We start from the raw sequence: 13906 nt of genomic DNA on the forward strand, positions 1-13906 counted from the left end.
ATTGTGACAGAAAATAAAAACGAAGAACAAACATTGGAAAATGAAACAATCGAGGAAAGTTCTGCAGAAGCAGTTTTCGCTGAAGAAGAAATTCCAGCGGAAGAAAACCAAGGTCCGGTTGAAAAAGATGAACTTCAATTGGCTCATGAAAAGATTGCTGAACTTGAGGCGAAAATCGAGGAAATGGATAACCGTTATCTTCGTCTGCAGGCCGATTTTGATAATTCAAGACGCCGTGCCAAGCTTGATATGGAGGCGGCTCAAAAATATAGAGTTCAAAGCATTGCTAGTGATTTAGTGGAGGCTCTTGATAATTTTGAAAGAGCTACAAAAATCGAAGCGGAAAATGAACAGACGAAATCCTTGCTATCAGGCATGGAAATGGTCTATAAAGCGATTACTGATGCATTGTCTAAAGAAGGCATCGAACCGATCAGTTCGGTTGGCGAAGAGTTCGATCCGCGTTTGCATCAAGCGGTCATGCAAGTTCAGGATGAAAACTTCGGTTCGAACATCGTCGTCGAGGAATTCCAAAAAGGATACCTTCTTAAAGACCGTGTGATTCGACCTGCAATGGTGAAAGTGAACGAATAGATTTTTACATATAAATAATTGGGAGGTAGTGAAACTATGAGCAAGATTATTGGTATTGACTTAGGTACAACAAACTCTTGTGTATCTGTACTTGAAGGCGGGGAACCAAAAGTAATCCCGAATCCAGAAGGAAACCGTACAACTCCATCCGTAGTGGCATTCAAAAATGGAGAAAGGCAAGTAGGGGAAGTGGCAAAACGCCAAGCGATTACAAACCCTAATACGATCATCTCCATTAAACGCCATATGGGTACTGACCATAAAGAAGTAATTGAAGGAAAAGAATACTCACCTCAAGAAGTTTCTGCAATCATCCTTCAATACTTGAAATCATACGCTGAAGAGTATCTTGGCGAAAAAGTGACTAAAGCGGTTATCACTGTACCTGCTTACTTCAATGATGCAGAACGCCAAGCAACTAAGGATGCTGGGCAAATTGCAGGCCTTGAAGTGGAACGTATCATCAACGAACCGACAGCTGCAGCACTTGCATACGGTTTGGATAAAACGGAAGAAGATCAAACGATCCTTGTATTCGACCTTGGCGGCGGTACATTTGACGTGTCGATCATGGAACTTGGAGATGGCGTTTTCGAAGTTAAGTCCACAGCTGGTGACAACCGTCTAGGTGGGGATGATTTCGACCAAGTCATCATTGATTACCTGGTTGAAGCATTCAAGAAAGAAAACGGAATCGACCTTTCAAAAGATAAAATGGCGGTTCAACGTTTGAAAGATGCAGCTGAAAAAGCGAAAAAAGATCTTTCCGGCGTAACGTCAACTCAAATTTCTTTACCATTCATCACTGCTGGAGAAGCAGGCCCGCTTCACTTGGACGTAACAATGACTAGAGCTAAATTCGATGAGCTTTCTACAGGTCTTGTGGAACGCACTATGGGACCAACTCGTCAAGCATTGAAAGATGCTGGTCTTTCAGCATCTGAAATCGACAAAGTAATCCTTGTTGGTGGATCTACACGTATTCCTGCGGTTGTTGAAGCAATCAAAAAGGAAATCGGTCAAGAACCAAGCAAAGGTGTAAACCCTGATGAAGTGGTGGCAATGGGTGCAGCAATTCAAGGTGGCGTATTAACAGGGGATGTTAAAGACGTTGTCCTTCTTGATGTAACTCCACTTTCACTTGGAATTGAAACGATGGGCGGAGTATTCACGAAACTGATTGACCGTAATACTACGATTCCGACAAGTAAATCACAAGTGTTCTCGACAGCGGCTGATAATCAAACGGCAGTTGATATCCATGTCCTTCAAGGTGAGCGTCCAATGTCTGCGGATAACAAAACTCTTGGCCGTTTCCAATTGAGTGACATTCCACCGGCACCGCGTGGAGTTCCGCAAGTTGAAGTGACATTCGATATTGATAAAAACGGTATCGTGAACGTTCGTGCGAAAGATCTTGGCACGAACAAAGAACAAGCGATCACTATCAAATCGTCTTCAGGACTTTCTGATGAAGAGATCGAACGCATGGTACGTGAAGCAGAAGAAAATGCCGATAGCGATAAACAACGTAAAGAAGAAGTTGAACTTCGTAACGAAGCTGATCAATTAGTTTTCCAAACGGAAAAAACGCTGAAAGATCTAGAAGGTAAAGTGGACGAAGCGGAAGTAACAAAAGCGAATGAAGCGAAGGATGAACTGAAAGCTGCAATCGAGAAAAATGAGCTTGAAGAAATCCGCGTGAAAAAAGATGCGCTTAACGAAATCGTTCAAGCTTTGACAATGAAGCTTTATGAAGAAGCGGCAAAAGCTCAGCAAGCTGGAGAAGCCGGTGCTGGCGAATCAGCTCAAGACGATAATGTGGTTGATGCTGAATACACTGAAGTTAACGAAGAAGAGAAAAAATAAAAAGTGGCCCAATCGGGGCACTGAAATATTGGGCAGTTAGTTTCTGCCTGCCATTGTAAAAAAGTCAAAGTCAGGTTATCTTGACTTTGGCTTTTTTTACAATGAATGGAATCATTGTCAGGAAGTGTTTCAATCGCTGGTGGGGAATCATGGGATTTTAGAGAAAAAGATGTGCAAATCGGGGCTGGCAGTACCAATTACAAAAATGTGTCAACGCCGTTTGTACTTTTCTAGTTGATTATTATCTTCGTTCAGTGATAATATTACCTTTATGTGAATCGAATCGGGAGTGGATTTTAGATATGAGTAAACGCGATTATTATGAGGTGTTAGGCCTTTCGAAAAGTGCTTCGAAGGATGAAATCAAAAAAGCGTATCGAAAGCTCTCCAAACAATATCACCCTGATATTAATAAAGCGGACGATGCTGCGGATAAATTCAAGGAAATCAAGGAAGCTTACGAAGTATTGAGTGACGAACAGAAAAAGGCCCATTATGACCAATTCGGACATACAGATCCCAATCAAGGCTTTGGCGGTCAGGACTTTGGCGGTTTCGGCGGTTTTGAAGATATTTTCAGTAGCTTCTTTGGCGGCGGCGGTCGCAGGAGAGATCCTAATGCACCGCGTCAAGGGGCGGATTTACAGTATACGATGACGCTTTCTTTTGAAGAGGCTGCATTCGGAAAAGAAACTGAGATTGAAATTCCGCGTGAAGAGAATTGTGATACATGTAAAGGATCCGGTGCCAAACCTGGTACAAAAGTGGAAAACTGTTCACATTGTCATGGAACCGGTCAATTGAATGTTGAACAAAACACAGCGTTCGGAAGGATTGTGAACCGGAGAGCATGTCACCATTGTCAAGGTACAGGAAAAATCATTCCTAATAAATGTTCAACATGCGGCGGCGACGGAAAAGTCCAAAAACGTAAAAAGATCCAAGTCAAGGTGCCAGCAGGAATTGATGATGGCCAGCAGTTGCGTGTAACCGGCCAAGGAGAGCCAGGAATAAATGGCGGTCCGGCGGGAGACCTGTATGTAGTCTTCCATGTACGCAGCCATGAATTCTTTGAGCGGGATGGCGATGATATTTATTGTGAAATGCCGGTTACGTTTGCCCAGGCAGCATTGGGTGATGAAATAGAAGTTCCGACGCTGCATGGAAAAGTGAAGCTGAAGATTCCAGCAGGTACACAAACAAGCACTCGTTTCCGTTTAAAAGGCAAAGGTGTTCCGAATGTAAGAGGGTATGGCCAAGGAGATCAGCATGTGGTCGTATTAGTGGTCACCCCTAAGAAATTAACGGAAAAACAAAAGGACTTGCTTCGTGAGTTCAGTGATATCAGCGGACAAGGCGTAGATGAACAAGATGATGGCTTTTTCTCAAAAGTAAAGCGTGCTTTTAAAGATAGGTGAATAAAAGTAAAAGAACAAATTGGGAGTTGGTAGATTATGAAGTGGTCTGAATTTGCAATCCAAACAACGAATGAAGCGGTTGAACCTGTTTCGAATATTCTTCATGAGGCAGGTGCGAGCGGTGTTGTCATTGAGGATCCTCTAGAATTAGTCAAGGAACGTGAAAATGTTTTTGGCGAAATCTACCACTTAAACCCAGATGATTATCCGGATGAAGGTGTAGTCATTAAGGCTTATCTGCCCGTTAACAGCTTTCTTAACGATACCGTTGATGCTATTAAGGAATCAATAAATAATCTCCTTCTTTTTGATATAGACCTTGGGAAAAATGTTGTTTCAATTAGTGAAGTGAATGAGGAAGAGTGGGCGACGGCTTGGAAAAAATATTATAACCCCGTCAAGATATCCGAACGTTTTACCATCGTGCCAACATGGGAAGACTACACTCCAGTTAGCAGTGACGAATTGATCATTGAACTTGATCCAGGCATGGCTTTCGGAACGGGTACACACCCGACGACGGTCATGTGCATCCAAGCGCTGGAGCGTACAGTACAGCCTGGGGATTTAGTCGTTGATGTAGGAACGGGTTCTGGTGTTCTAAGCATTGCAGCTGCATTATTGGACGCAAAACTGATCCAGTCCCTTGATTTGGATGAAGTGGCAGTACAGTCAGCCATACAAAACGTGGAAATAAATAACGTGCAGGATAAAGTGTCCGTTTCACAAGGCAATTTGCTGGACGGTGTGAATGAACAAGCGGATATCGTCGTGGCTAATATTCTTGCCGAGGTGATCATGCGTTTTACGGATGATGTAGCGAAAGTCGTTAAACCTGGCGGACATTTCATCGCTTCCGGAATCATTCAAACTAAGAAACAAGATGTGAAGGATGCGATTATTGCATCTGGTTTCACCATTGAGGAAACGATCTTGATGGAAGATTGGGTGGCAATAATCGCGAAAAGAAATGATTAATTGAAAAAGTTACTCTGATTATCGGGTATTTTGATAGTCAGAGTACCTTTTTTTAGCTTGAATTTTTGCATGGCTTGCATTCTGGATTCCTGACTGTTGGCCTGTGAGTTTTTTAGACTAGACGAAGTGGGTGGCAGTGTGCAACGGTATTTTCTTAACGATGTAGACATCAATGGAAACACGGTGACGATATCAGGCGATGATTTTCACCATATCGCCAGGGTGATGAGGATGGGACCAGGGGAGCGGATCATTACGGTAAAAAGTAATGGTATGACAGCTGTCGCGGAAATTTCGGAAATTACTGATGATGCTGTTATAGGGACCGTATCCGAATGGAAGAATGAAGAAAAGGAACTTCCTGTAAGGGTTGTGATAGCGAGCGGTCTGCCTAAAGGGGATAAGTTGGAATATATCGTTCAAAAGGGTACTGAACTGGGTGCCGTTGAATTTATCCCTTTTATTGCTGCTCGTTCGGTGGTAAAATGGGACCACAAAAAGGTAGGTAAGAAATTGGAGAGGCTCCAGAAGATTTCAAAAGAGGCGGCTGAGCAATCTCACCGCACGGTTATCCCTGCCATCAAGGAACCGATGACGGCAGATCAGCTAGCTGGTTATGCTTCAGGTTTCGATCATAAATTAATCGCTTTTGAAGAAGTGGCAAAACAGGGGGAAACTTCTGTACTCGCTTCTGTCTTGAAAGATATCACCGCTGGGCAATCCATCTTATTCGTTTTTGGGCCTGAAGGTGGTTTAGCAGATAAGGAAATTGAAAAACTGACTGATGCCGGTTTTATGGCTTGCGGTCTTGGACCAAGAATATTAAGAACTGAAACAGCACCTTTATATGCACTTTCCGCTGTTTCTTATCATGTAGAACTTTTGAGGTGATGAAAAATGGCAACGGTCGCTTTCCATACATTAGGCTGTAAAGTGAATCATTATGAAACAGAGGCCATATGGCAATTATTCAAAACTGGAGGATATGATCGTGTTGAGTTTGAAAATACATCCGATGTATATGTCATCAACACATGCACGGTGACAAACACTGGCGATAAGAAGAGCCGTCAGGTCATCCGTCGTGCCATTCGTAAAAATCCGAATGCCGTCATAGCGGTAACGGGATGTTACGCACAGACTTCACCGGCAGAAATCATGGCCATACCAGGTGTGGATATTGTTGTAGGAACACAGGACAGGGTTAAACTTCTTGATTACATCGAGCAATTCAAGGTTGAGCGTGAGCCAATCAATGCCGTAGGGAATATCATGAAAAACCGTGTCTACGAAGAATTGGATGTACCTGCTTTTACAGACCGTACACGAGCTTCACTTAAGATTCAGGAAGGTTGCAATAATTTCTGCACTTTCTGCATCATCCCTTGGGCCCGTGGCTTGATGCGTTCCCGCGATCCAAAGGAAGTCGTTAACCAAGCTGAACAGCTTGTCGAGGCAGGCTATAAAGAGCTAGTCCTCACCGGAATTCATACTGGCGGCTACGGAGACGATTTGAAAGACTATAATTTGGCGATGCTGCTGCGTGACTTGGAAAAAGTCGATGGATTGAAGCGTATCCGTATTTCATCCATCGAAGCCAGCCAGATTACAGATGAGATCATTGAAGTGCTGACGAATTCGAAAAAAGTTGTACGTCATTTGCATATACCAATCCAATCGGGTTCCGATACAGTTCTAAAACGGATGAGACGTAAATATACGATGGATTTCTTCGGGGATCGGATCGAGAAGTTGAAAATTGCGCTTCCGGGTCTTGCTGTTACCTCTGATGTCATCGTAGGTTTCCCAGGTGAAACAGAAGAAGAATTCATGGAGACATATAACTTTATAGAAAAATATAAATTCTCCGAACTTCATGTTTTCCCTTATTCAAAAAGGACAGGGACTCCGGCTGCCCGTATGGAAGATCAAGTCGATGAAGATGTCAAGAATGAGCGCGTACATCGCCTTATCACGTTGTCGGATCAGCTGGCAAAAGAGTATGCCTCCCGATTCGAGGGGGAAGTTCTTGAAGTCATTCCTGAAACGAAGTTGGAAAATGGCCTTTATGAGGGCTATTCCGATAATTACATGAAAGTCGTCTTCCCGGCTTCGGAAGAAATGGTCGGTGAAATCGTCAAAGTGAAGATTACAAAGTCTGGCTATCCATTTAGTGAAGGTCAGTTCGTGACGGTCGTGAAGGATTTTCCGTTGCAACAAGTATCCAATATTTAATCTAAGACAGCGGTAAATCGCTGTCTTTTTTTTATCCTCTTTTAGATGTGTTATCTTGGCACTTTCGGGTAAAGACTATATATATCGTCAAAGTGGATAAACTATGGTATTATGAGAGGTACGTACAACTAGGTATAAATTGTTTTTGAGGAGGATTTATTAATGTCACAAAATGTAGCAGGTTTAATTGACCACACGTTATTAAAAGCAGATGCAACCAAAGAGCAAATAAAGGTATTATGCGAAGAAGCTAGAGAGTATAACTTTGCTTCCGTATGCGTGAACCCAACTTGGGTGAAATATGCAAGCGAACTTTTGGAAGGTTCAGAAGTGAAAGTTTGTACCGTTATCGGCTTCCCTCTAGGTGCAACCACACCGGAAACCAAAGCTTTTGAAACGAAAGACGCCATCTCCAATGGCGCTCACGAAGTCGATATGGTGATCAATATCGGCGCATTGAAGGACAAGGATGATGAGTTGGTAGAGCGGGATATTCGTGCTGTTGTAGCGGCATCCACTGGTAAGGCTCTGTCAAAAGTGATCATTGAAACTTCTTTATTGACTGATGAAGAAAAAGTCCGTGCATGTGAATTGGCCGTAAAAGCCGGATCGGATTTTGTGAAAACATCAACTGGTTTCTCGACCGGCGGAGCGACTGTTGAAGATATCACGCTTATGAGAAAAACAGTTGGCCCGGATATCGGTGTCAAAGCTTCAGGCGGAGTCCGCAACACGAGCGATGCCCAGAAAGTGATTGAAGCTGGTGCAACAAGAATTGGTGCGAGTGCAGGTGTTTCCATCGTAAAGGGCTTAACGGCTGATTCCGATTATTGATTTTGTAAGGGACCGTATAATAAGTCCTTAAAATAAAACAGGCGGAGAAAAAATGAATTATTTTTCTCCGCCTGTTTTTTATTACTTCCATAAAACGGATTATAAATCGAGTGCCCATGCCTTTGTGCAGTGCATTGCATTGCGCTTATTTCCTTGAAAAAGTAGAAACGTTTCAATTTTGGACTTTTACTTGTCATTTTTGGAACCTATAAATTCAGGAAAAAGTTTATTGTGGATTCAATGGATATTAGGGGTATCAATCAGGGAGTAAACAGACTTATATTAAATGCATGAACAGGGGGGGGGAAATGAAAAAACGGGATTTACTTTCTTTTATATATAATGGCAGTAACGTTTTTCATCTACCTAATATAGGTTTGTGGATTTAGATATTAGCTGCTGTTATATTGAGTGGTTTGAGCTTAATAAACCATAAAGTTAATTATAAAAAGATTAGCTAAAAACCTCCCGGTAATCATTTATCATTTTATATCTGTTACAGCTACACATTATGTCCATCTTCCCCTGAAGCTGCCCATAAGAAAGTCTCTAATGAGTTTTGGACAGCTCCTTATTTCTTTAAGTGTTGCCGATGCACCAAAAGAATGAGGTTGGAGAATTGCCGTGAGCATGGCAAGACGGCCAAAGAAGTCAAGATATTGAAAATCACACTGGCATGGGCGAGCTGTGTCCCCTTGTTTTCGGTGAAAAAGGCAGCGGCGCTTTCCAGAATGTCCACAAAAGGCAGGAATGCGGCAACCCCGATGACGTTTAGCCAAATATGTGCATAAGCTGTGAAGGCAGCTTGTCTGCCAGAACCGATGCTGGCCATGTATCCGGTGATGCAAGTGCCAATATTCGATCCGAGCATGATGATGATTGCGGAGGAGACGGATAACTCCCCGTTCATCAAAAAGCTCATGGCTATCCCGATGGTTGCCGAACTGGAGTGAATGAGTGCGGTCAATAATATCCCGGCTAATAGGGCATAACTCATATGGCCCTCTATGTAATGGATGAGCGTTTGTATCGAAGAATAAGCTGCAATCGGTGTCGAAAGCATTTTAAAACCGCTCATCGCCGCGAAGATGGCCGAGATACCAATCAGGGACATCCCTATGCTTCTCGGTAATGCTTTTGGCATGAAGCAAAGAAAAGCGCCGCTTACGACACCGGGAATGATCCAACAATCCAAGGAAAAGGTCATGAACTCTGCTGTAAAGGTGGATCCGATATTCGTTCCAAGAATAATCCCGATTGTTTGCGGGAACGTTAAGCTTCCTGCGGAAACGAGGCCGACCGTCATGACCATGACCGCCGAGCTGCTCTGCAGGATCCCCGTAAAGATGGTTCCGGCCATGAAGCCTTTCCATGGCTTATCCGTTACCTTCGAGAGAAAATTTTTTAATGCAGCACCGGACATATTGAACAGTCCGATGCGTAAAACTGACATACCCGCCAAAAATATCGCGATGAATAATAAGAATAAAAATAGCTCATGCATGACTGTCACCTCTTAGTAAGCTTATGGCCCATTAAGGGGAGACATGCTATAAATTGGATTTTCATGCAAGTTGAATGATTGTTTAGTGAAAAGTTATGATAATAACATGATGATATTCAAAATAAGTTTGATTTTATTGGTTGACCTGCTAAAGATGATATATTATAATTGTTTAGTACATGTATAACATGTTGACAACTTGAGTTAGTGTGTTGTTTTCGGAGGGAGGGAAAGAGATGTCTAAAACCGTCGTTCGTAAAAACGAATCGCTTGAAGATGCTCTTCGTCGTTTCAAACGTACTGTATCTAAAGCAGGATCGCTTCAGGAAGCTAGGAAGCGTGAATTTTATGAAAAACCAAGCGTAAAACGTAAGAAAAAGTCTGAAGCTGCAAGAAAACGTAAATTCTAAGAGAGGGTGGAAAGATGAGTCTTCTCGAGCGTTTAAATAATGATATGAAACAAGCGATGAAGAACAAGGAAAAGGACAAACTATCTGTTATTCGGATGCTGAAGGCTTCCATTCAAAACGAAGCATTGAAGCAGAGGCAAGATTTAACAGATGATGAAGAATTGACAGTGCTCTCTCGCGAATTAAAACAACGCAAAGACTCCCTCCAGGAGTTTGAAAACGCAGGTCGTTCAGATCTCGTGGATAAAGTCCGCACCGAACTAGTATACGTAGAGGCATATATGCCTGAGCAACTTTCAGAAGAAGACATTTCTAATATCGTTAAACAAACGATTGAAGAAGTCAATGCAACATCCAAAGCAGATATGGGGCGAGTTATGGGAGCTTTAATGCCTAAAGTTAAAGGTAAAGCGGATGGTTCTCTAGTAAACAAATTAGTACAACAACATCTATCTTAAACTCTAAACTTAAAACTCGAAACCTAACCGCAGGCAATTTGCCTGTGGTTTTTGTGTATTTCATGAATTTTATGCGTATATTATTGAAACGATGCCCAAGATAATAGGGGCATTTTTAATTTTATTTGCTTTTTTTGAAACCTTTTTCATATACATACGTAATAACTAAAGAACAGAGTAAAGGGTTGCTTCATTTGCTCCTTATTCGAATTTAGTTGAGTGCTGAATTTACTGGTAGGTTTTCCTCCTGAATATTGGAGGCACTTACCGCGTTTAATGCGGGAAAGGGGGCGTTCCGTTGAAAATTTGGCGTTATTTATCTGTACTCTTATTTGGATTGCTGTTCACCATGTCTTCTTTTGGGGGATCGACGGTATCTGCAAACGAGAAGATCGTTTACCATGTACCAATAGAAGAAACGGTGGAAAAGGGACTCTCGGCATTTTTGGAACGCGCGCTTACCACTGCTGAAGCAGCTGATGCAGACCTTGTCGTTTTCGAGGTGAATACTCCTGGAGGTGCTGTGGATGCAGCAGGGGAAATTGCAAAGTTACTGTCCGATTCACCAATCAAGACAGTTGCCTACGTCAATAACAGGGCCTTATCTGCAGGGGCATACATTTCTCTAAGTGCAGATGAGATCTATATGGTTCCGAGTGCCACCATGGGATCTGCCGCTGTAATTGATTCTACAGGGAACGCTGCAGGTAAGAAAGCGCAATCTTATTGGTTAGCAGCCATGAAGACTGCTGCAGAACAAAATGGACGTGATCCCATTTACGCCCAGGCGATGGCGGATGTTGACATCGATCTACCCGAATATGGAGCGGAAAAAGGAAAGTTGCTGACATTTACAGCCGAACAGGCAAAAAAGGCTGGATATAGTGAAGGCACCGTCTCTGGGAAAGCGGAGCTGTATAGTATACTTGGAGTTGAGGATGCTGATATTCGGTCAATCGAAGAAAGCTTTCCTGAGAAACTTGCCCGCTTTTTGACCAACCCGATCGTCGTACCCATTTTATTAACGATAGCGGGAATCGGGATTGTGATGGAATTGTTTTCACCCGGTTTTGGAATTCCGGGGGTCATTGGAATCACCAGTCTTGTTTTATTCTTCTATGGTCATCTTGTCGCCGGTATCACCGGATACGAATCGTTAGCGATGTTCATCATTGGGGTCATTCTCGTACTCATTGAATTTTTTATCCCAGGGGGGATTATCGGGCTGCTCGGATTTACAGCGATAGTGGGGAGTCTATTCCTCGCGACAGGAGATCCGGTCCATATGACGATATCCTTGCTAATTGCGGTCACCGTATCCATTTTGGTATTCATCCTACTTGTAAAGGTGTTTGGAAAACAGATGAAATTTTTCAGGAAAATGATATTAACCGATGCAACAAAAACGGAACAAGGGTATGTCAGCAATCCGAATCGTTTGGATTTATTAGGTGTTGAAGGGAAGGCCCTTACAGATTTGAGGCCTTCAGGAACTGCTTTGGTCAAAGAAGAAAGAGTGGATGTCGTGACCGAAGGAAGCTTTATTTCCAAAGGTTCATCAATCGTTATCGTGAAAGTAGAAGGATCAAGGGTAGTCGTCCGGGAAATACCGGATTCAAATTAAAATTAAAAGATACAGGAAGGATGAATCATTAAGTGATAACTTCAGGAACGATATTTATTGTACTGGCAGTGATTGCTGCTATCATCGTATTGGCAGTATTTTTCACATTCGTACCAGTAATGCTATGGATTTCCGCTTTAGCGGCAGGAGTCAAAATCAGCATATTTACATTAGTTGGAATGAGGCTTCGCCGTGTTATACCAAGCAGGGTCGTCAATCCACTTATCAAGGCCCATAAGGCTGGAATCAATGTTTCAACGAATCAATTGGAGAGCCATTACCTTGCAGGCGGTAATGTCGATCGAGTGGTGAATGCATTAATTGCTGCAGAGCGAGCCAATATCACGTTACCTTTCGAACGGGGTGCAGCTATTGACCTTGCCGGCCGTGATGTATTGGAAGCCGTTCAAATGAGTGTTAACCCGAAAGTGATTGAAACCCCGTTCATCTCTGGTGTGGCGATGAATGGTATTGAAGTGAAAGCGAAGGCAAGGATTACGGTGCGAGCCAATATTGAACGCTTGGTCGGTGGTGCCGGTGAAGAGACGATCATTGCCCGTGTAGGCGAAGGGATCGTATCGACGATCGGTGCTTCGAAAATGCATACGGATGTACTGGAACACCCCGATTTGATTTCACGAACGGTTTTATCAAAAGGGTTGGATTCAGGAACGGCTTTCGAAATTCTTTCCATTGATATCGCTGAAGTGGATATCGGTAAAAATATCGGGGCCATATTACAGACTGACCAAGCCGAAGCCGATAAAAAGATAGCCCAGGCAAAGGCCGAGGAACGCCGTGCGATGGCTGTTGCACTTGAACAGGAAATGGTTGCCCGTGTTCAGGAAATGAGAGCGAAGGTTGTTCAATCCGAAGCCGAAGTTCCGTTGGCCATGGCTGATGCACTGAAAAGCGGAAACCTTGGAGTGATGGATTATATGAATATCCAAAATATCACGGCTGACACTGATATGCGCGATTCCATCAGTAAAATATCCGAAAATCCAAAAGATAACAACAATAACCATAATAATAATTAGGTCAGGGAAGGAAGGTCTTTAAATGGGAGGTTTTATTGATTTCTTTCTCGAGAACCCATTCCTTATCATTGTCTTGATCGGTGTTTTAACGTCCATGTTAGGAAAGAAAAAGCAGACTCAAGATCCTGGCACGCCTCCGAAAAAGAAATGGCAGGAGGTCATGCGGGAGCTTCAAGGTGAAATGCCGCAAGGAAATCAGCAGCAAAAGCATGCACCTCCTCCCGTAAGGAAAGTCGAACAGCAGGCAGCACAGGCTGTTGAAGTGATCGATGAGACGAAGAACGAAGCGAACAAAAGGATTACCGAGCTTAGACGGCTTCAGCAGAAGTACGATCAAGAGCGTTTATATCAAAAAGCGAAAGCAGATCAACTTACATCAACGATTTCTGATAAAAACAGTCCGGTCTATCGCAAAGGACCGTCTTTTGGCAAAAAACAGCTGATTGATGGCATCATCATGTCAGAAGTGCTGGGACCGCCAAGGGCGAAGAGAAGTCTTCATAGATCCAGAAGGTGATTCGGAGACTGGGCTTTTTTAAGCCTGTCATTAAAAGCCTGAAAAAATAGACTTTTATTCCCTTATAATTTTGTGCTAGAACCCTCTTTCATTTCATACATTGAGATGAAAGGGGGTTCTTTTTTATGGCACGCAATTGGGGAAAAAAAGTGAAACAGCTTATGACCAAAACAATGGACCTTCCGCAAGATGTCATGATGGACCTGCCGCGAATTACAATGATCGGACAATTACATATTTATATTGAAAACCATCGTGGCTTATTGGCTTTTACAGACAGCGAAGTGCGATTGATGCTGAAAAATGGGCAGTTGCTGATAAAGGGAAATGCCTTTGTCATAAAGACGATTTTGCCGGAAGAAATCATGCTCGAAGGCAAAATTGATAAGGTTTATTTTATCAATGAATGATCCCGGGAGGTCTCC

The 13906-nt window shown here is 42.9% G+C and carries 14 protein-coding genes; 13 read left to right on the forward strand and 1 reads right to left on the reverse strand.

Features of this window, described 5'->3' with window-relative positions:
- Window positions 1-3: 3 nt before the first annotated feature.
- The 7 genes from grpE to deoC all read left to right on the forward strand — a co-directional run bounded on the left by grpE (window position 4) and on the right by deoC (window position 7928).
- Window positions 4-594, forward strand: a complete 591-nt coding sequence (grpE, locus tag ACQKMF_RS04645) for a nucleotide exchange factor GrpE (RefSeq protein WP_101222613.1) — start codon at window positions 4-6, stop codon at window positions 592-594.
- A gap of 36 nt (window positions 595-630) precedes the next feature.
- Window positions 631-2463: a molecular chaperone DnaK gene (gene dnaK / locus ACQKMF_RS04650; protein WP_101222612.1), complete on the forward strand. Its 1833-nt coding sequence runs from the start codon at window positions 631-633 to the stop codon at window positions 2461-2463.
- Between the two features lie 302 nt (window positions 2464-2765).
- Window positions 2766-3881 carry a molecular chaperone DnaJ gene (gene dnaJ, locus ACQKMF_RS04655; protein WP_101222611.1) on the forward strand — a complete coding sequence of 372 codons (1116 nt, stop codon included), beginning with the start codon at window positions 2766-2768 and terminating at the stop codon, window positions 3879-3881.
- Between the two features lie 36 nt (window positions 3882-3917).
- Window positions 3918-4859: a 50S ribosomal protein L11 methyltransferase gene (gene prmA / locus ACQKMF_RS04660; protein ID WP_427571989.1), complete on the forward strand. Its 942-nt coding sequence runs from the start codon at window positions 3918-3920 to the stop codon at window positions 4857-4859.
- A 138-nt stretch (window positions 4860-4997) separates the two neighbouring features.
- Window positions 4998-5750, forward strand: coding sequence for a 16S rRNA (uracil(1498)-N(3))-methyltransferase (locus ACQKMF_RS04665; RefSeq protein WP_402938483.1), 753 nt, complete (start codon window positions 4998-5000; stop codon window positions 5748-5750).
- A 6-nt stretch (window positions 5751-5756) separates the two neighbouring features.
- On the forward strand, window positions 5757-7094 hold the full coding sequence (gene mtaB / locus ACQKMF_RS04670; RefSeq protein WP_402938480.1) for a tRNA (N(6)-L-threonylcarbamoyladenosine(37)-C(2))-methylthiotransferase MtaB: 1338 nt from the start codon (window positions 5757-5759) through the stop codon (window positions 7092-7094).
- A gap of 162 nt (window positions 7095-7256) precedes the next feature.
- Complete coding sequence (gene deoC / locus ACQKMF_RS04675; protein ID WP_230177031.1) at window positions 7257-7928, forward strand: deoxyribose-phosphate aldolase; 672 nt, start codon at window positions 7257-7259, stop codon at window positions 7926-7928.
- Window positions 7929-8499: 571 nt separating this feature from the next.
- Here deoC and ACQKMF_RS04680 read toward each other — a convergent pair.
- Window positions 8500-9432 carry a Na/Pi symporter gene (locus ACQKMF_RS04680; RefSeq protein WP_427571992.1) on the reverse strand — a complete coding sequence of 311 codons (933 nt, stop codon included), beginning with the start codon at window positions 9430-9432 and terminating at the stop codon, window positions 8500-8502.
- 236 nt (window positions 9433-9668) lie between these two features.
- Between ACQKMF_RS04680 and rpsU the strand changes: the two genes are divergently transcribed.
- From rpsU to yqfC, 6 genes are all read left to right on the forward strand, one after another.
- The gene (rpsU, locus tag ACQKMF_RS04685) at window positions 9669-9842 is read left to right on the forward strand and encodes a 30S ribosomal protein S21 (protein WP_028391853.1); all 174 of its coding nucleotides are present in this window, start codon (window positions 9669-9671) and stop codon (window positions 9840-9842) included.
- Between the two features lie 14 nt (window positions 9843-9856).
- A complete protein-coding gene (locus ACQKMF_RS04690) occupies window positions 9857-10300 on the forward strand; it encodes a GatB/YqeY domain-containing protein (RefSeq protein ID WP_101222605.1) in 444 nt (147 codons plus the stop codon).
- Window positions 10301-10604: 304 nt separating this feature from the next.
- Window positions 10605-11924 (forward strand): NfeD family protein, encoded by a 1320-nt coding sequence (locus tag ACQKMF_RS04695; protein ID WP_397315433.1) that lies wholly within the window; start codon window positions 10605-10607, stop codon window positions 11922-11924.
- Window positions 11925-11974: 50 nt separating this feature from the next.
- Complete coding sequence (floA, locus tag ACQKMF_RS04700; RefSeq protein WP_402899859.1) at window positions 11975-12964, forward strand: flotillin-like protein FloA; 990 nt, start codon at window positions 11975-11977, stop codon at window positions 12962-12964.
- Window positions 12965-12986: 22 nt separating this feature from the next.
- Window positions 12987-13481: a hypothetical protein gene (locus tag ACQKMF_RS04705; protein ID WP_260358109.1), complete on the forward strand. Its 495-nt coding sequence runs from the start codon at window positions 12987-12989 to the stop codon at window positions 13479-13481.
- A 125-nt stretch (window positions 13482-13606) separates the two neighbouring features.
- Window positions 13607-13891 (forward strand): sporulation protein YqfC, encoded by a 285-nt coding sequence (gene yqfC / locus ACQKMF_RS04710; protein WP_034308511.1) that lies wholly within the window; start codon window positions 13607-13609, stop codon window positions 13889-13891.
- Window positions 13892-13906 lie beyond the last annotated feature (15 nt).

Origin of the sequence: Peribacillus sp. NPDC101480 (assembly GCF_050277335.1) — a bacterium.
Classification (GTDB): domain Bacteria; phylum Bacillota; class Bacilli; order Bacillales; family DSM-1321; genus Peribacillus.